The organism is Mesorhizobium silamurunense (genome assembly GCF_014843905.1).
Taxonomy (GTDB): domain Bacteria; phylum Pseudomonadota; class Alphaproteobacteria; order Rhizobiales; family Rhizobiaceae; genus Mesorhizobium; species Mesorhizobium silamurunense.
In genome coordinates, this window is record NZ_LPVS01000067.1 from 37,676 (window position 1) to 56,219 (window position 18,544).

Here is an 18,544-nt window from a genome sequence, read left to right on the forward strand (position 1 = left end):
GGGCAACTGGTTGTCAACTGAGGAATAGATTCAAGGAGTAGTGCATACGCCGGCCCAACCCACGGACGTATGGCACCCCCGCTCCATTGAGGTAATCCAGCCTCAAATGCATACTACGATGCTGTGGAAAAGGTGCATTAATCCGGGTTAACAATTTGGTAATTATATCTTAGGTGGCTAAATTAGCCGAAAGGATGACAACCTTAAATTGTAGCGAGGCAATTCAGCGTCCCAAAGCTGCGCGCGGGCCTGTCTCGACCTCATGGTGGAGATTTGCGACCCGGAGGAAATGGCGCCACAATTCCAGGAAAACCCATTGACCTCGGCTGCCAGTGTCCCCCACCCAACCGCTGCAGCCGGGGTTTCTTTTTGACCGGCAACTCGAACAAGAACCGCTTCAGACACTCGCCTGTCTTCGATAGCGCGACGCATTGCGAAGTCGCAGGTGCTGGCGCTTACGGCGGTGCACGAACACGCCTCGTTCGCTTACTCGAGCAGGCATTGTCGTTGACAGTCTCGCCAGCGGAAGACGGCCCGGGGCCTCCTGCCCATTGGCTCTATGAACTCTGCCACGCAGTGAATGCCAAGCCTATCGCGAGCGCCATTGTTCCGTACAGAACTGGCAGGGTCTTGGCGCTTAAGCAGAGTAGGGCCGAGGTGGTCCGTGCCGCCGATCCAGGGTTGAGTGGAGACTTCTCCTTCGCAATGGCGCATCGTTGAATTGAAACACCGCCTGCCATACAAGCGCCTCGACTCAATAAATGACCTGAGGAAATCTGCGGATGTCCGAACGCATTGCTGTAATCGGGTTAGGCTATGTCGGCTTGCCGGTAGCTGTCGCGTTTGGAAAGGTTTTCCCAGGAACGATTGCGTTTGATATCAGCGAACGTCGGATCAACGAACTGCGCGACGGCATCGATCGCACGGGAGAGGTCGACGCAACGGCGCTCAAGGAAACGTCGATCGTCCTCACCGCCGACCGAAAGATGTTGAAAGGCGCGACGTTCTTCATCGTCGCCGTGCCGACCCCTATCGATATCAACCGCGCCCCCGATCTTGCTTCTCTGAAGTTGGCATCCGAACTTGTCGGGGAAGCGATTGAGAAGGGCGCGGTCGTCGTCTTCGAATCGACGGTCTATCCAGGCGTGACGGAAGATTTCTGCGGGCCGATCATCGAGCGGATTTCAGGTCTTAGGCACCCTCATGGCTTCACGCTTGGCTATTCGCCAGAACGAGCCAACCCTGGCGATCGTGAACACTCGCTGCAACGGATCGTCAAAGTCGTCTCTGGCGAGAATACCGAGACGCTGGAGCGCGTGGCGGATATCTACGGCCGCATCATCGATGCCGGTGTCTACCGCGCCCCCTCGATCAAGGTGGCCGAGGCAGCGAAAGTTATCGAGAACACCCAGCGCGATCTGAACATCGCACTGATGAATGAACTGGCAATGATCTTCGAGCGGCTCGAGATTCGGACTCAGGATGTCCTCGATGCCGCGTCGACAAAGTGGAACTTTCTTCCCTTCAAGCCGGGTTTCGTGGGTGGCCACTGCATCAGCGTCGATCCATACTATCTGACCGCCAAGGCAGAGGCTGAGGGATACCATCCGCAGATCATCCTCGCCGGTCGTCGTATCAATGACGGGATGGGAGCCTTTGTTGCCCAACAGGTCGTCAAGCAGCTGATCCGCTCGGACATGCCCGTCAAAGGAGCTTCCATCGGCATTCTCGGGCTGACCTTCAAGGAGGACGTGCCGGATTTGCGCAACAGCCGCGTTTTCGACATGGTCAGGGAACTACGGCAGTTCGGCATTGTCCCCAAAGTCCACGACCCGCTTGCCGATGCCGAAACCGCTCGACGCGACCATGGCGAAACAATCCTGCCGATTGAGGAAATAAAAGATTTGCAGGCGCTTGTTCTGGCGGTTCCTCACAAGCAATATCTGGAAGGTGGGAAGTCCCGCATTTTTCAGATGATCAGGCCAGGTGGAACGCTGTTCGACATCAAGTCTGCCTTCAAGCCGAATGAAATTCCTGGCACGATAAGATATTGGAGCCTGTGAGGCTCGGCCCGAATCGACGCTGGGGATAAGCAGTGACATCAAGCAGGCCAATTCTGATCACCGGCGCGGCCGGTTTCATCGGTTTTCATCTCTGTCAGAGACTGCTCTCCGATGGCCGGCAGGTCGTCGGACTCGATTCCATGAACGAGTACTACGACGTCACCCTGAAGCGGGCGCGACTCGACCGGCTGAACGGGTTTCCGAACTTTCGGTTCGAGCATGTCGATCTCACGGAGCGCGACCGTATTTCGGCGCTGTTTCTGTCGGCCGCGCCGGAGGTCGTCGTCAATCTCGCGGCTCAAGCCGGCGTGCGCTATTCGCTGACCAACCCGCACGCCTATGCGGAAAGCAATCTCAGCGGCTTTCTCAATATCCTCGAAGGATGCCGGCACGCCTCGGTTGGCCATCTGGTCTATGCCTCCTCCAGCTCGATCTATGGCGGCAGTACACGAATGCCGTTCTCCGTTCACGATTCTGCCGACCATCCGCTCAGCCTCTATGCGGCAAGCAAGAAGGCCAACGAGCTTATGGCGCACACCTACAGCCATCTGTTCGGACTGCCGACGACCGGACTGCGCTTCTTCACCGTCTATGGTCCTTGGGGACGGCCGGACATGGCTCTGTTCATCTTCGCCAAGGCCATCCTCGCCGGCGAGCCGATCGACGTCTTCAACTATGGCAACATGCAGCGGGATTTCACTTATATCGACGACATTGTTGAAGGCATTGTCCGCGTCATGCGGCAGCCCGCGACATCCAACCCTGATTGGAAAAGTGCCGCGCCGGATCCGGCAACCAGCAACGCGCCGTTCAGGATCCACAACATTGGCGGCAATTCACCCGTTCAACTGAACCGGCTGATCGAAGTGTTGGAAGACGCGCTCGGGCGCAAGGCAAACCGCAACCTGATGCCGATCCAGCCGGGCGACGTTCCGTCAACTTCCGCCGATGTCAGCTCGCTCGAGGAGGCGACTGGATTCAAACCAGGGATTCCGATCGAGATCGGGGTTCCGCGTTTCGTGAAATGGTATCGGGAATTCTATCGGGTATGATCGACAGCTTCGGCGGACGACGGGTGAAAGTCCATGAACGCGCGCTATGATTTCGGCCGCAACTGGTCTGAGCTCGCGGAGCGCTTCGAGCAGGAACACCTGGATCGCGCTTGCGAAGACCTTAGCCGCCTCGTCGGCGATGTGAAGGACAAGACCTTTCTGGATATCGGCTGCGGATCGGGTTTGCACTCGGCGGCCACCCTTCGGCTTGGGGCGGCGAAGGTCCAGGCGCTGGACTACGACACCGACTGCGTCGAGACGACGAAAGCCGTCCTTTCTCGGTTCGCGCCGACGATGATCGTCGTCACCGTCATAGTATACTTTGTTGGCGGGCTGGCCGGCATTCTTGTCGGCCACGACATTCTTGATTCAACGCTGATGATATTCCTGATTTCTGGAACATATCTGGCTTGCGGACGCACCGTGCCGCCGATCGAAAAAAGCTCCTATGACCATGGCCCAGTTCGGCAGTTGGGCTTCACCAAGACCTGAGGCCGGAGCTTCGACCGAAAGCGGTCCCTATGACTGCCGTTCGATATTCAGCGAGCCAGGCGGACAGTTTGTCCGACCACGTGCGGACGCGGCAGGTGCCGCATAACCAATTGCTGGTGCCGTCAATGATGGAGGGGCCGCATCTGCCCCGCGCGTGGTGCAGGGTGGCGAAGGAAGGACAGTTCAGTCGAAGAAGGCCGCATCCTCTTCCCTGAGATACTTCCTGGCCGCTTCGGCGTCGATATCGAGGCCAAGTCCCGGCGCTTCCAGCAGGTCCACCATGCTGTCCGTCACGATCTGCGGCGGCAGGCCGATTACGAGGTCCTCCCACCAGGGGTCGGAAGCGCTCGGATACTCGAAGGCGATGTAGTTGGCGGGCAAGGTGGCGCAGACATTGATCAGCGCGCCGAGGCCGAGCAGGCCGTTCGCGGTACCGTGCGGCGCCATCAGGATCGAGTGCATATAGGCGTGCTCGGCGACCCATTTGAGCTCCGCAATGCCGCCGACATCGGCCGGATCGGGGCCGATGACACGCACCGCCTGCGTCTCGATCAGTTCCTTGAAATTGTGCCGCAGGTAGATCTGCTCGCCAGTATGGATTGGCGTCGAGGTGGAGGTCGTCAGCTCCCGATAGGCCTGCGGATTGACCCACGGCACGTAGTCGCCAGTCAGCATGTCCTCGAGCCACATCAGATTGTACTTCTCGACCGCGCGAGCGAACTTGATCGCATCGGGCAGCATCCAGCCCGGACCGCAGTCGAGCGCCAGACTGACCTTGTCGCCCAGCACTTCCTTCATCGCGATCACGCAGTTGAGCATGTGATTGAAACCGCGCTCGCTGATCACTCCCTGATCCATGGCGCCGTGGTAGCCGGCCTTCTTCTGCGTCACGCCGTAATGGAAGCCCTCGACGGTGTCCTTCATGTTGGAGTGGAACGAGATTCCTTGCTTGATCATGAAGAAGTTCTGCGGCTGCTCCATCATCCATTTGACGTCGGCGGCGTAGTCCTCCGGCCGGTCGCCGGCGCGCTTCTGACGGATCGAGCCGTTGTAGACACGCACCTTGTCGCGCACCTTGCCGCCGAGCAGCTTGTAGACCGGAACGCCGGCCGCCTTGCCGGCGATGTCCCACAAGGCATGCTCGATGGCGGAGACGGCGGCGCCATAGGGCTTGAACGAGCCGCGCTGGCGGATCTTCAGCATCACGCGCTCGACATCGGTCGGGTCCTCGCCGATCAGCGCCTCGCGGAAATGCAGCACAAAGGGCTTGAGGTAGGTCTTGGTGAACTCGACTTCGCCAAGGCCATAGAGGCTCTCGTCGGTCACGATGCGGACGATCGGGTGCTTGCCGATAACAGCACAGCGCAGGTCGGTGATCTTCATGGCGCAGTCCTATTTCACAGACGAGAAAGCTGTCGGCGTGAGCAGCTGGCTGCTTATATTGGCAATGATCTGCCCGTCGCGCTCGGACTCGTCCCGGGCCCTGTGCCATGCCGGATCGGTGACGAAAGTCGCCCATTTCGCCTCACGCTCGGCCAGCGATTCCCAGGCGAGGAAATAGGTGAGGCGATTGCTGCTTTCGCCGATCGCCGTGGTGAAAAAGCCCGGCTTGGCGGATGCCATGCCTCTCCCAGATGGCCAGCGTTTGGTCGGAAAAGCGCTTGAGCAAAGCCGGCAGCCTACCCGGCAGGCAGTCATAGATACGCAGTTCGTAGATCATGGTTTCGTCCGTTTCTTTCTTCGCCTCTCCCTTGGGAGAGGTCGACACGAATGGTCGGTAGTTGGCCCTGCGAGCCTGGGGGAATGAGGGAAGGGGTCTGGGCTAACTCCAGGTCCGGTCCCAGCTATATTCATTGTTCCAATGCTCGGTGGATTGCCATATCCCCGTGACACCCGGTTGCAGGTGCAGCGAGATTACCTCGTCGACCACGTCGTCAATCCCCAGGCCCGGCTTGTCCAGAACAGTGATGAAGCCGTCCCTCACGAGCGGCTTGGGCAGGCCGGTGACGATATCGTCCCACCAGTTGACATCGGCGGAGTGGTATTCGAGCGCCATGAAGTTTTCGGTCGCGGTGGCGACATGTGCGGCGGCCATTGCGGCGATCGGGCTTTCTGCCATGTGGATCGCCATGGCGACGCCGTGGTCCTGCGCCATGTCGCCGATCTTCTTGGTCTCGAGGATGCCTCCGCTGGTGAGCAGGTCCGGGTGGACAATGGAGAGGCCGCCACTCTTGAGCAGAGGCTCGAAGCCCTCCTTAAGGTAGATGTCCTCTCCGGTGCAGATCGGCACGGTGGTGGCGGCCTGCAGCTGCCGGTACTGCTCGGTGTACTGCCACGGGATCACGTCCTCGAGCCAAGCAGGAACGTATTTCTCGATGCGGCGCGACAGGCGTATGCCGTCCTGCAGCGAGATGTGCCCGACATGGTCGATGGCCAGCGGGATCTCGTATCCGATGACCTCGCGAACCTCGTGAATGTACTGCTCGAGCAGGTCGATCCCCTTTTCGGTGAAATGCAGGCCGGTGAACGGGTGCTGCACGTTCTGCGCATCGTAGGCGAGATTGCGGGCCTTGCGCTCCTCGAGCGTGCCGCCACGGGCGCGCGGATTGGCGTGAAACCCTTCGAGCGCGCCGGCGGGTGCGACCACAGCACCCGGGACATGGGCGATCTGCATCAAGCCCAGGTCCATCTTGAGGAAGGTGAAACCGCGCTTCATGCGCTCCTTGAGGCGCTTTCCGGTTTCGGTGCCGCTCGGCTTTTCCGCATCGGTATCGCAATAGACGCGCACCTTCTCCCGAAACCGGCCGCCGAGCATCTGGTAGATAGGGACGCCGTAGGCTTTGCCGGCGAGATCCCACAATGCGATTTCGACCGCCGAGACGCCGCCGCCTTGCCGGCCGTGCCCGCCGAACTGCTTGATGCGGCGAAACAGGCGATCGATGTCGCAAGGGTTCTCGCCAAGCAACCGGCTCTTCAGCATCAGCGCATGGGTGGCGCTGGCGCCGTCGCGCACCTCGCCAAGCCCGACGATCCCTTGGTTGGTGTAGATCTTGAGCAGCGCTGAGGTGAACGGCGCGCCGACGATTTCGGCTACCCGCATGTCGGTGATGCGAAGGTCGGACGGCTTGGAGTTCGTGTTCACCCGATTGAGGGTCTCGCCGGCTCCACTCGTTCTTGGCATGACTTATCCTCGTTCTAGTCGGCGGGGGTATTCCCGCACGCGAGCCGACATAGAGCGCGTTGCTAGCTCAGCTCAATCTCATGGGCCTGAAGGTAGTCGTGGTTCATCTCGACACCGAGACCGGGTTTCGACGTCAGCTTGAGGCTGCCGTTCGAAACATCGAGCGGTCTGTCGATGAGATGATCGTATTTGCCCAGGTTCCACTCCGACGTTTCGAGTTTGTAGAAGTTGGGAACGGTCATCATCACCTGCGCTCCCGCAACCACGTTGATTGGACCCGCGGCGTCATGCGGCGAGACCGGGACGTAGTAGGCTTCGCATAGGGCGGAAATCTTCTTGAGCTCGGTAATGCCGCCGGTCCAGGTGACGTCCGGCATGATGTAGTCGGCGAGCTTGTTCTCGAGTACCGGCACGAAATCCCACTTCGTGTGGCCGCGCTCGCCCCACGAGATAGCGGCGCTGACCTTCTCACGCACCTGCTTGAGGGCGTTAAGGCTCTCGGGCGGGCACGGCTCCTCGAACCAGTCGATCTGGCCGGCTTCCTCGAGGCTTCGACAGAGGCGAATGGCGGTCGGAACGTCGAAGCGGCCGTGCGCATCGATGAGAATGTCGACATCAGGGCCCGCCGTTTCGCGGATCAGAGCCGTGAGCTCGGCCGCTTCGCGCTCGTCCTTGCGGGTCATGCTGCCATCGAGGTAGCCGTCCCGCCGTTCGCGCGACAGGCCATCGGCGATGCGGCCCTGGTGGGGGAAAGGATCGAACTTGAGCGCAGTGTGTCCGGACTGGACGATGTCCTGAATTTCCCGGACCACAGCTTCCTTGCTGGTGAATTTGGCCTGGTTGGGGTGGGTGTAGAGGGCGATCTCATCGCGCACTGATCCGCCCAGCAACTCGTAGATCGGCTTGCCGAGGACTTTGCCGCGGATGTCCCAGAGAGCTATGTCGATGGCGCTCACGCATTCGACGGCGGCGCCGCGGCTGCCCATGTAGGTGAAGCTGCGGAAGATCTTGTGCCAGAGATATTCGATACGCGCGGGATCCTCACCTGTCATGGCGGCACCGATCTGCCGCAGGATCGTGCAGAGAGCGCGGTTGGCCAGCTTTGTTGTGGTGGTGATTTCTCCCCAGCCGCTCACCCCCTCGTCGGTCGTCACTTCGACGAACAGGTACTCTCCCCAGTAAGAAGCAGCGGACTTGATCAGCCACGGCCGTATGCTCGTGATTTTCATCTCAACTACCTTTGTCTGAATGGCCGGGCTGAAGATGTTCCGGACCGGGTGTTCTATCCGGCCCGTGCGGCGTTGCGGGCCCGCATATGTTCGAGGATGTGCCGGCCGGAGCCCTCGACATGGCGGGCAACGAGTTCGGCCGCCTTGTCGGCATCTCCCGCCTTTACGAGCGCGATGAGCTCGCGGTGCTCGCGAATGATCGCGGCACGTCGCGCGAGGGTGAAATCGAAACGCCGGCTCACGGCTCGCAGCACTTCCCGATGCTTCCACCAAAGCTCGGCGGCATGGCGGTTGTAGTGCCGCTGGTACATCACGGTGTGGAAGGCGGTATCCAGCTCACTATGCCTGAATGTGTCGGCAAAGTTGTTCTCTTCGATCAGGCCCTGGATACGTTCGAGTTCGGCGATGTCCTCGCCGGTGGCCATGTTCACAAACCAGCGCGTCAGGGCCGGCTCGATGAGAACGCCGATCTCGTAGATATCGCGGACAAATTCCTGATCTATAGGCCGGACGCGCGCGCCCCGGTTGGGGGCAAAGATGACAAAGCCCTCGCCGCGCAACAGCTGCAGGGCCTCGCGCACGGGGTTGGTCGAGGTGCCGTGGCGCCGGGCGAGATCGGTGACCACAAGGCGTTCGTTGGCGGCGAGCCGCCCCTCAATGATGTCTTCCCTGATCAGTTCGTAAAGCGAGGCGCCTTCGCTGGAAGCCCCTATGGGGTCAATTCCCGCAGGTGGTTTGGCTTTAAAATCGGTTGGTTCGGCCAAGGCCCCGCTCCCTGGATTAATACACACTCTATCCGATTATCATGCAAAGTTTCGGTAAACAATGTACGATCCAACGCGTTGACAGACAATTCACGATCTGAAAACGTACAATATGGCCGATGGGATACACGAAGCAGATGCCCCGCGGCCGAACGAGCAAGGACCGCTTGCCTCGGAGCGAAGCGGCGTGGGAGAGAACCTGGAGGATACCTATGACGAGGATTACACTCGGCGGTGCCGTCCTGCGCGGCGCTGTCTCCACTGCTTTAGTGGCATCGTTGATGTCGGCACCGGCGCTGGGCGCGCCGCCGGTCGACTTGAGCAAGTGGTCGCCGGAATATGTGCGCTCGATTGCGGGCACGCAGGATTTTGACACGGCGGGCGATTGCGCCAAGGTCACCCCGCTCGACTACAAGGGGCGACTGACTTTCTGGTACCAGGGCGTATTCGAGGGCGACCCCGACCTCCTGCGCCAATACTACAAGGATTTCTTCGCAACCTTCCGCAAGACATATCCGAACATCCAGCTCGAGGAACAGGCCCTCACCTACAACGACCTCCTCGACAAGTTCCGCACGGCGCTCCTAGGCAATGCAGCGCCGATGGCGGTCCGCCTGCAAATCCTGGGTGGTACCGAGTTCGCCTCGAAGGGCTATCTGCAGCCGCTCAAGCCCGAGGATGTGGGGTATTCGACCGAGGATTTCTGGCCCGGCGCCCTGAAGGCCGTTACCTGGGACGGCGTGACCTACGGCATTCCAACCAATAACGAGACGATGGCTTTCATCTGGAACGCCGACATCTTCAAGCGTGCGGGCCTCGATCCGGACAAGCCTCCGGCAACCTGGGACGACGTCGTGAAGTATTCCAAGCAAATCCACGACAAGCTCGGCATTGCCGGTTATGGCCTCGTAGCTCGCAAGAACGCCGGCAATACGCCCTATCGCTTCATGCCACAGCTGTGGGCCTATGGCGGCGGGGTCTTCGACGAAGCCACGGCGAACCCGACCTATAAGCAGATCGAGCTCGACAGCCCGCAGAGCAAGGCCGCGCTGCAGGCCTCCTACGACATGTATGTTCGGGACAAATCGGTTCCGGTTTCGGCACTCACGAACCAGCAGGCCGATAACCAGCCGCTGTTCCTGGCCGGCCAGCTCGGCATGATGATCTCGCACCCGTCCGACTACAACGTCATGCTCGACCTGCAGAAGAAGGCGACGGGCACCGACAAGGACAAGGCGCAGACGGTCATCGACAACATGCGCTACGGGCTCATTCCGACCGGCCCCGACGGCAAGCGGGCGGTGGTGTTCGGTGGCTCGAACATTCACATCCTGAAGCCCGAATATGTGGAGGGCGGCAAGGTAGACGAGCCGGCGGCAAAGGCCATCATCTGCATGTGGACGAGTCCCGAATGGTCGCTGAAGATGGCCTATGCCGGATCGAACCCGGGCAACCTTAACGGCTTCAAGACCAAATGGATGAAGGAGCGTCTGGACAACATAAAGTTCCTCGATGTCACGACTTCGATGCTGCCATACGGCATCCCGTTCCCAGCCCTGCCGCAGTCTCCCGAGATCATGAACATCATCGTCCCAGACATGCTGCAGAATGCCCTAACCGGAGCGATGACCGTCGACCAGGCAGCGGACGATGCCGCCAAGAAAGTAAAAGACCTGATGGGCGGCGGACTCTAGCCGAAGCCTGACCTGCGATCCGACCGGCTGCGCCGCGAGCGTGGCCGGTTCGCTCCGAAAAACAAGGCACGCCAAAGTGACGATCGCGACCGGCCAGAAAGAGGCTAGGCGAGAATTGCAACCCGGTAGCTCGCGCCTGCTGCGCAATATCTGGGAGCATCGCGCTGACTACGCGTACGTCCTCCCGGCGATCGTCGTGATGCTGATCGTCATTGCCTATCCAATCTACTACACGATCGAGCTGTCGTTCTTCAATACGCCGCCTGGCCTGCAGCTCCGGGACAAGAATTTCATCGGTCTCGATAACTACACGGCCATTCTCACCAGCGAGGTGTTCTGGAAGGTCACCTGGAACACTCTTATCTGGACGCTGGGATCCACTTTCATCTCCTTTGTCCTGGGCTTTGCCACCGCGCTGGCGCTCCATCGCGACTTTATCGGCCGTGGTGTCCTGCGCGCTATCCTGATCATTCCCTGGGTCATCAGCGCGGTCGCCGCCTCCTATATCTGGAAGTGGATCTACCATTCGGATTTTGGGATCATCGGCGCGGTGCTGGTCGAACTCGGATTGGCCGACCGACCGCCGAACTTCATCGACAGCGTCGGCACGGTGCTGCCCTCCCTGATCGTCGTCAATATCTGGCGTGAGTTTCCGTTCGCCATGATCATGATGATGGCCGGCCTGCAGACAGTCCCCGACCAGTTGCTGCGCGCCGCAAAAGTCGACGGAGCCAATGCATGGCAGCGCTTCTGGCACGTAACTTTCCCGCACTTGAGAAATGTCTCGACGGTGACGATCCTGCTGCTGGCAGTGGCCAACTTCAATTCCTTCATCATCCCCTGGATCATGACCGGCGGCGGCCCGTCGAACGCATCGCATATCTGGATCACCCACATTTATGAGCTTGCCTTCGGCCGCCAGCGCTGGGGCGTGGCATCGGCCTATTCGGTGCTTCTGTTCCTCATCCTGATGACGCTCGGCTACTTCTACGTCCGTGCGCTCGGCGGCAACGAGAGGAAGGATGGGAGCGCATGAGCACGATTGCCGAGACAGCCCCTCGGGACCAGACCAGTCGCCGCATGCGCGTCGACGGATGGCGGTGGGGCGGGCGCGTCTTCCTGGTGTTCATGCTGCTTTACACCGCGTTGCCGATGATCTGGATGCTGCTCACCTCGATCAAGTCCGGCTTCGCGGCGATGCAATTCCCGCCGCAATGGTGGCCCGATCAGCCTACCCTTGCCAGTTACCAGAAGCTGCTCGATCCGCAGAACAGCGTCGGCCAGGACTTCCTCCGCTTCTTCTGGAACAGCCTTTTCGTTTCCACCGCCACGACGGTCCTTTCGGTGATCGTGGCGGTCCCCGCGGCCTACGCTTTTTCGCGCTTCACCTTCCCGGGCCGGAACTTCCTGTTCTTCGCCGTATTGCTGCGCAACATGTTCCCGGCGGTGATCTTTCTCGTGCCGCTCTTCATCCTGATGCGCGCGATCGGGCTGGTTAACACGCATGGGTCGCTTGTGCTCACCTACCTCACTTTTGGACTGCCGCTGGCGATCTGGCTGCTCAAGGGCTTCTACGACAACATCCCGATCCAGCTCGAGCAGGCGGCGCGCATCGACGGAGCGACGCGGTTTCAGGCCTTCATCTTGATCGTGATGCCGCTCTCTGCGCCGGGAATCATCGCCACCGCCATCTATTCCTTCATCGGCGCGTGGAACGAGTACATCTACGCCTACACCTTCCTCTCCAAGAACGAGCAGTTGACCCTGCCGGTCGGCATCCAGCGCTTCTTCTCGGAAAATACCACGGACTTTCCAGGCCTGATGGCGGCCAGCTTTATGATGAGCGTGCCCGTCGTGGTCCTCTTCCTCGTCCTGCAACGATACTTCGTACGCGCCCTTACAGAAGGCGCGGTCAAGCACTAGGGAGTTGCCGATGGCCCACGTGGTCCTCAAAGATCTCGTCAAGACCTACGGCGGTTTCAAAGCCGTCAACGAGGTTTCACTGACGGTCAATGACGGCGAGTTCGTTGCGCTCGTCGGCCCTTCGGGGTGCGGCAAGACAACCACGCTCAATCTCGTCGCGGGCCTGACCTCAGTCACATCGGGCGACATATTCATAGGCGACCGGGTGGTCAACGACCTCGACCCCAAGGACCGGGACATCGCAATGGTGTTCCAGAACTACGCGCTCTATCCGCAAAAGTCGGTCTATATGAACCTCGCCTTCCCGCTGCAGATGCGCAAGCTGCCCAAGAACGAGATCGACAAGAAGGTCAGGGAAGCGGCGCGAGTGCTCGACATGACCCAGCTGCTCGAGCGCAAGCCGCGCGAACTTTCGGGCGGTCAACAGCAGCGCGTGGCCCTCGGCCGCGCCCTCGTTCGAGATCCGGCGGTGTTCCTGATGGACGAACCGCTCTCCAATCTCGACGCAAAGCTGCGCGTGCAGATGCGATCCGAAATCAAGCGGTTCCATCAGGATTTGAAGGCAACGATCATCTATGTGACGCACGACCAGCTCGAGGCCGTGACCATGGCGGACAGGATGGCCGTGATGAACGGCGGCTTCCTGCAGCAATACGATTCGCCGGCGCAAGTTTTCGCCCATCCGGTAAACATGTTCGTCGCGAGCTTCGTCGGCAGCCCGGCGATGAGTCTTATTCCGCTGGAGGCATCGACGGCAAACGGCGACACCGTTCTGACGAGCGCGGAAGGCTGGAGCCTCGCGCTGTCGCAACCCAACGCGCGCAAGGTGCAGGGGGCGACCACCAGGAAGGTCGTCCTCGGTGCGCGACATTCGACGATCAAGCTGCACAAGAGCGCGGTGCCCGGCTCCATTCCGGCCAAGGCCTATACGGTGGAACCGACCGGAGACGTCACCTTTGTGCAGGCGTTCCTCTTCGGCGCCATCGTCAACATCAGCGTGTCTCCCAACATCGCCGTCACACCCGACGAGCAGATCTGGCTCGAGTTCGACCAGGAGCGCATGCACCTGTTCGACGGCGAAACTGAAATGGCCCTCAGGGCCAACTGACGCCGGCGGACGCGTGTGGAACGTGGCTTGAATGATAACGAAGCTTAAGATCACCGCGATAAAGCCCTATCCGGTGTGGGTGGGAATTCGCAATCAGATGCTCGTCAAGGTCGAGACCGACCAAGGCATCTTCGGCTGGGGCGAGAGCGGCTTGAGCGGTCGCGAGAAGGCCGTGGCCGGCGCGATCGAGCACTATCGCGAGTTTCTCATCGGCCGCGACCCGATGCAGATAGGCCGGATCTGGCAAGAAGTTTATCGCAGCCAGTACTTCGAAGGCGGGCGCGTTCTGCAGGCGGCGATCTCCGCCATCGACATTGCCCTTCACGACATCAAGGGCAAGGCGCTGGGGGTGCCGGTCTACGAGCTGCTGGGCGGCAAACAGCGCGCCCGCATCCCCACCTTCGCCTCGACCGGAGACGAGGCCGAGGGCGATGTTGCCATCGAACGAGCCCGCGAACTGCGCGCACAGGGATGGCAGGCGATCCGCTTCTTCCCCGTCGGGCAAAGCAGCAGGGACATCTTCGAGCCGCGCGAGTCGATAGGCGTTACCGCGGGTATGCTGAACAAGGCGCGCGAGGCGCTTGGCGACGACGTCGTCCTCGGCATCGACTATCACCATCGGCTGTCGGTGGCCGAGGCGGCGAGCTTTTGCAACAAGCTCGACCGCGGCGTGCTTGATTTCCTAGAGGAGCCCATTCGGGACGAGACACCGGAGGCCTACGAATCCCTGCGTACGATGACCGACATCCCGTTCGCCATCGGCGAGGAATTCGCCAGCAAGTGGCAGTTCCTGCCCTACATCGAGCGCGGCATCCATCAGTTCAACCGGCTTGACGTCTGCAATGTCGGCGGGCTCACCGAGGCGATGAAGGTCGCTGGCTGGAGCGAGGCGCATTATGTGGACCTGATGCCGCACAATCCCCTTGGTCCGGTGTGCACGGCCGCGACCATGCATCTCGCCGCGGCGGTGCCGAACTTCGCGTGGCTCGAGACCAGGGCGCCCGAAATGAAGCTGGGCTTCGACAATTCCGAGTTCTTCCCGGTACAACCCCGGCTCGACGGCGCCGACTATCCGGTCAGCGACCTGCCGGGACTGGGCGTCGAGATCAACGAGGCGGCGATCCAGGCGCAGAGTTTCCGCTTCTGGGAAGCGCCTCACCTCAAGCGCCGCGATGGTTCTGTTACGAACTGGTAGTTCAATTTCAGGAGTCCACAATGACGCACACTCCCGACATCACCCGGCCGCCCAGAGACCTGATCGACGCGCTAAGGGAGATCGGCGCCGCGACGGTTGCCGGCACCCTTGGCCACATGGGTTTCCGCAATCCGCACATGGTCGGTCCGGTGGCGCAGAACCACGGGAAGTCGATCGTCGGGCCGGCGCTGACGCTGCAGTTCCTGCCGCAGCGGCCGGACCTCTTCACCGAGGGAGAATATGCCGATCCGGAAACGCAACTGCACCGGCACGTGCTCTATCACGCGCGGGAGGGCGACGTGGTCGTGGTCGACGCGCGCGGCGACATGAGCTCGGGCGTCTTCGGCGATATGATGTCGACGTATTTCAAGGGCAGAGGCGGCGCGGGCATCGTCATCGATGGCTGCATGCGCGACAGGCCCAATGTCGAGAAGCTCGATCTGCCGCTATGGCTGCGCGGCTGGACGCCCAACTATCATGTTCAGACCAGCATCTATCCAAACGCCGTCAACGTTCCGATTGCCTGCGGCGGTGTCACGGTGATCCCCGGCGACATCATCGTCGCCGACGATGACGGGGTGGTGGTGGTTCCAGTCGCAATGGCCCCGAAGGTAATCGAAGAAGCGAAAAAGCATCACGATTGGGAAGAGTTCTCGCGAGAGAAGCTCATGCAGGGCGCGCCGTTACAACGCTACTATCCGCTGCATGACGATGCCCGCGGGGAATACGAGGAGTGGCGCAAAGCAAACCGCTAACCCAAGTTAGCGGATTGATTACCTTGCAGCGGGCGGCAGCTCTTCTGGCGGTATCGCCGGGAGTCGGATTTTCGCCGTCGAACGTCCGCTTTCCGGTCTGGCAGTCGGGATCAGGCGCAGAGCTGCCGGTCAACGCCTGCAACCCGACCAGGTATTTACGCTTTGTACCTGGAGCGGCGCGGCTTCAACCAGAACCGGAGACCCGCTCCAAGACCTCCACTTCCTGCTCTGGACTAGCCGTGCCGGATTTCCGTGCCGAGCACCTTCAGGCATTCCCGGATGAAGGCTGCAAGAGCGGTCCAGCCTTTGGCCGAAACCATTGTGCCGTCGACATATGCCTCAGTTGGCGACAGGTCGATGTAGGTGCCGCCGGCGAGCGTCACTTCCGGCTCGCAGGCCGCCAGCGCACCGACCTTTTTTCCGCGGACGACGCCGTCGACCGCGATCAGGATCTGCACGCCGTGGCAGATCGTGAAGATCGGCTTCCGGGTTTCGTGGAAATGGCGCACCATCGCCTGAACGCGCTTGTCGGTGCGGATGTACTCCGGTCCGCGCCCGCCGGCGCAATAGACGGCGTCGTACTGATCGAGCTGCTTCTCCGCGTCGGAGAACGTCTTATTGATCAACGCGTAATGACCGAGCTTCTCGGTGTAGGTCTGGTCGCCCTCGAAGTCGTGGAGCGAGGTCTTGATCAGGTCGCCGGCATTCTTGTCGGGGCAAACGACGTGGACGGTGTGGCCGACTGCCTCCATCGCCTGTTGGTATACGAAGATCTCGTATTCCTCGGTGAACTCACCGGTCAGCATCAGTATCTTCTTGGCTGGCATGACTTATCCTTTCGATTTTGGAGATGCCAAGGCGCGGGCGCGCCTTGGCTGTCGCAAGTTGGGAGCCGTTACTCGAAGGCGGGCAGGAGCCGGTCCCGCGAATTCTCGATGTGCGCGCGCATCGCCTTCTCGGCGGCGTCCGCATCGCCCGCCGCGAAAGCAGCGAGAATTGCCTCGTGCTCATCCAAGGCTTCTTCGGTGACGCGCGAATGGTACATCAGGCGGAAGATGTGGAAGTGGGTATGCTGGTGGTTCAGCGTCTCGCGGATGAGCTCGTTCTGCGCGAACTCCATGATCTTGTCGTGAAAGATCGCGTCCTGCCGTGCGAAATTGGCATAGCGCAGGCGCTCATCCTTCCCCACTCGCCGCGCCATGACGCCGGCCGCTTCCCGCAGGGCTGCAAGACGCTCCTCATCCAGCGCTGCCGTAGCCTTGGCCGCAGCGGCGGGTTCCAACAGAAGGCGCAACTCGTAGAGTTCGTCGAACCGGCGCCGGGTGATCTGCGGGGCGGCGCGATAGCCGATCAGATGGGTCTTCACCACCAGCCCCTCGCCTTCCAGCCTGCCGAGGGCTTCGCGGATAGGCGTGTGAGAGACGTTGAACTCCCTGACCAGATTATCGACGGTGATCCGCGACCCCGGGGGGATCCTCAGCGACATCAACTGCGCGAAGATCGCTTCATAGACATCCCCGGCGAGACTGGCTCGCTGGATGCGGCCGCTTGGGCGGGCTTCGTTATCGACGGTCAGATCGGGGTCTTGCATCGCTTTTGCCTCTTGACAGGAGCAAGCCCTAACATGATGCTCTGGCCAATTCAATACTATATCCTATACGATTTTATAGAGGATACGAACGATGGGCTAGGAAGCCTTTATTGCATTACGGTTCGGACCGGCACGAAAGCTGAGCCAGGGAACTCGTTTAGGCCAGGCTCGGCGGCGGACGCGGCACTTAGCCAATCAATCTGTTTTGAAAGATCTCAGTCCATGACCTTGTTTGCAGCCGCGCGCCTGCCGCGCGAAATTCTCTTCGGCAAAGGCCAGCGCCATGCGCTGCCTGCCATTGCCAGCCGCTATGGCCGGCGCGCATTCATCTGCACCGACGAACGCCTCGCCGGGATGTCCGAGTTCACTGAAATCCTCGCTGGATTGGAAGCTGCCCGGGTCGACACGCTCGTCTACGATCGAACCTTGCCCGAGGTGCCTCGCGACAGCGTCGGCGCTTGTATTGCGGAAGCGAAGAGCTTCAAGCCGGATATGGTGATCGGCGTTGGGGGCGGCAGTTGCCTCGACATGGCCAAATGCGCCGCACTTCTGCTCAGCCATGGCGGCAAGCTCCAGGACTACTATGGTGAGTTCAAGGTGCCGGGCTCCCTTCCCTTGATTGCGGTGCCGACCACGGCCGGCACCGGCTCCGAAGTGACCCCGGTCGCCGTGATCTCGGACCCGGAGCGGACGCTCAAGGTCGGCATCTCCAGCCCGCATCTCATTGCCGCGGTTGCGCTTTGCGATCCAGACCTGACGGCGACCTGCCCGCCCTCCCTGACGGCCATCGCCGGTGCCGACGCGCTGACGCATGCGATCGAAGCTTTCACTGCGGCAAAACGCGGTGCCGATGCCGATCTGCCGCAACAGCATGTCTTCATCGGCAAGAGCGCATTGACCGATCATTTCGCCCTGCTGGCAATCAGGCTTTTGGGCCGCAGCCTCGAAGCGGCCTATCATGACGGAGCGAACGAGAACGCGCGCGCCGACGTCATGATGGGGGCGTTGGCCGCCGGCTGCGCCTTCGGCACCGCGGGAACCGCCGCTGCCCATGCCGTGCAGTATCCGGTCGGCGCGCTCACCCACACGCCGCACGGACTGGGCGTCGCGACGATGCTCCCCTATGTGATGAGCTACAATCTTTCGGCCGCAACGGAAGAGATTGCCGAACTCGGCGGCGCTCTCGGCGTGCCTCGCCAGGATCGCGACGCCGATCAGCTGGCAGATGCCACGATCAAGGAAGTTGCGCGACTCTTCAAGGCCATCGGCATTACACGGACGCTGGCTGATCTAGGCCTTCCCGAGGATAAGATCGACTGGACGGCCGAGCAGGCGCTAGGCATCGACCGGTTGATCAAGAACAATCCCCGCCCATTCGACTTGGCCGCGATGCGGCGCCTGGTCAGAGCTGCTTATGACGGCGACATGGCCGCCGCAGCAATTGTGAGGGACGGAGCCCGAGTCAAATGAACATCTCCCCAGAGCTATTCGACCAGG

16 protein-coding genes and 1 pseudogene are annotated in these 18,544 nt (G+C 60.8%); 10 read left to right on the forward strand and 7 right to left on the reverse strand.

Annotated elements, in window-relative coordinates; all coding sequences use genetic code 11:
* Window positions 1-782: 782 nt before the first annotated feature.
* From AU465_RS18160 to AU465_RS37180, 3 genes are read left to right on the forward strand one after another with little or no spacing between them, the layout of a single operon-like run.
* On the forward strand, window positions 783-2,063 hold the full coding sequence (locus tag AU465_RS18160; protein WP_192250605.1) for a nucleotide sugar dehydrogenase: 1,281 nt from the start codon (window positions 783-785) through the stop codon (window positions 2,061-2,063).
* 32 nt (window positions 2,064-2,095) lie between these two features.
* Complete coding sequence (locus tag AU465_RS18165) at window positions 2,096-3,115, forward strand: NAD-dependent epimerase (RefSeq protein WP_192250608.1); 1,020 nt, start codon at window positions 2,096-2,098, stop codon at window positions 3,113-3,115.
* Window positions 3,116-3,148: 33 nt separating this feature from the next.
* Window positions 3,149-3,607: a 50S ribosomal protein L11 methyltransferase gene (locus tag AU465_RS37180; protein WP_192250612.1), complete on the forward strand. Its 459-nt coding sequence runs from the start codon at window positions 3,149-3,151 to the stop codon at window positions 3,605-3,607.
* A 183-nt stretch (window positions 3,608-3,790) separates the two neighbouring features.
* Here AU465_RS37180 and AU465_RS18175 read toward each other — a convergent pair whose 3' ends face one another.
* The 5 genes and pseudogenes from AU465_RS18175 to AU465_RS18195 all read right to left on the reverse strand — a co-directional run bounded on the left by AU465_RS18175 (window position 3,791) and on the right by AU465_RS18195 (window position 8,781).
* The gene (locus AU465_RS18175; protein ID WP_192250615.1) at window positions 3,791-4,990 is read right to left on the reverse strand and encodes a mandelate racemase/muconate lactonizing enzyme family protein; all 1,200 of its coding nucleotides are present in this window, start codon (window positions 4,988-4,990) and stop codon (window positions 3,791-3,793) included.
* A gap of 9 nt (window positions 4,991-4,999) precedes the next feature.
* Window positions 5,000-5,327 (reverse strand): annotated as a pseudogene (locus AU465_RS18180) (NIPSNAP family protein).
* Between the two features lie 102 nt (window positions 5,328-5,429).
* The gene (locus AU465_RS18185; RefSeq protein WP_192250619.1) at window positions 5,430-6,788 is read right to left on the reverse strand and encodes a mandelate racemase/muconate lactonizing enzyme family protein; all 1,359 of its coding nucleotides are present in this window, start codon (window positions 6,786-6,788) and stop codon (window positions 5,430-5,432) included.
* 62 nt (window positions 6,789-6,850) lie between these two features.
* Complete coding sequence (locus AU465_RS18190) at window positions 6,851-8,038, reverse strand: mandelate racemase/muconate lactonizing enzyme family protein (RefSeq protein ID WP_312891284.1); 1,188 nt, start codon at window positions 8,036-8,038, stop codon at window positions 6,851-6,853.
* Between the two features lie 32 nt (window positions 8,039-8,070).
* Window positions 8,071-8,781: a GntR family transcriptional regulator gene (locus AU465_RS18195; RefSeq protein WP_192250626.1), complete on the reverse strand. Its 711-nt coding sequence runs from the start codon at window positions 8,779-8,781 to the stop codon at window positions 8,071-8,073.
* Window positions 8,782-8,993: 212 nt separating this feature from the next.
* On the opposite strand from AU465_RS18195, the gene AU465_RS18200 reads away from it, so the two are divergent.
* From AU465_RS18200 to AU465_RS18225, 6 genes are all read left to right on the forward strand, one after another.
* On the forward strand, window positions 8,994-10,475 hold the full coding sequence (locus AU465_RS18200) for an ABC transporter substrate-binding protein (RefSeq protein ID WP_192250629.1): 1,482 nt from the start codon (window positions 8,994-8,996) through the stop codon (window positions 10,473-10,475).
* A 76-nt stretch (window positions 10,476-10,551) separates the two neighbouring features.
* Complete coding sequence (locus AU465_RS18205) at window positions 10,552-11,511, forward strand: carbohydrate ABC transporter permease (protein ID WP_192250632.1); 960 nt, start codon at window positions 10,552-10,554, stop codon at window positions 11,509-11,511.
* On the forward strand, window positions 11,508-12,398 hold the full coding sequence (locus tag AU465_RS18210) for a carbohydrate ABC transporter permease (RefSeq protein ID WP_192250636.1): 891 nt from the start codon (window positions 11,508-11,510) through the stop codon (window positions 12,396-12,398). The genes AU465_RS18205 and AU465_RS18210 overlap by 4 nt, the downstream gene beginning before the upstream one ends.
* A 10-nt stretch (window positions 12,399-12,408) precedes the next feature.
* A complete protein-coding gene (locus AU465_RS18215) occupies window positions 12,409-13,506 on the forward strand; it encodes an ABC transporter ATP-binding protein (protein WP_192250639.1) in 1,098 nt (365 codons plus the stop codon).
* Between the two features lie 31 nt (window positions 13,507-13,537).
* Window positions 13,538-14,701, forward strand: coding sequence for a mandelate racemase/muconate lactonizing enzyme family protein (locus tag AU465_RS18220; protein WP_192250642.1), 1,164 nt, complete (start codon window positions 13,538-13,540; stop codon window positions 14,699-14,701).
* Between the two features lie 20 nt (window positions 14,702-14,721).
* On the forward strand, window positions 14,722-15,456 hold the full coding sequence (locus AU465_RS18225) for a ribonuclease activity regulator RraA (RefSeq protein WP_192250645.1): 735 nt from the start codon (window positions 14,722-14,724) through the stop codon (window positions 15,454-15,456).
* Between the two features lie 233 nt (window positions 15,457-15,689).
* Here AU465_RS18225 and AU465_RS18230 read toward each other — a convergent pair whose 3' ends face one another.
* Window positions 15,690-16,283 carry a DJ-1/PfpI family protein gene (locus tag AU465_RS18230; RefSeq protein WP_192250647.1) on the reverse strand — a complete coding sequence of 198 codons (594 nt, stop codon included), beginning with the start codon at window positions 16,281-16,283 and terminating at the stop codon, window positions 15,690-15,692.
* Window positions 16,284-16,351: 68 nt separating this feature from the next.
* Entirely contained in the window at window positions 16,352-17,047 is a 696-nt protein-coding gene (locus AU465_RS18235) for a GntR family transcriptional regulator (protein ID WP_192250650.1), read from the reverse strand.
* Window positions 17,048-17,269: 222 nt separating this feature from the next.
* On the opposite strand from AU465_RS18235, the gene AU465_RS18240 reads away from it, so the two are divergent.
* The gene (locus tag AU465_RS18240; RefSeq protein ID WP_192250653.1) at window positions 17,270-18,517 is read left to right on the forward strand and encodes an iron-containing alcohol dehydrogenase; all 1,248 of its coding nucleotides are present in this window, start codon (window positions 17,270-17,272) and stop codon (window positions 18,515-18,517) included.
* Window positions 18,518-18,544: the final 27 nt, after the last annotated feature.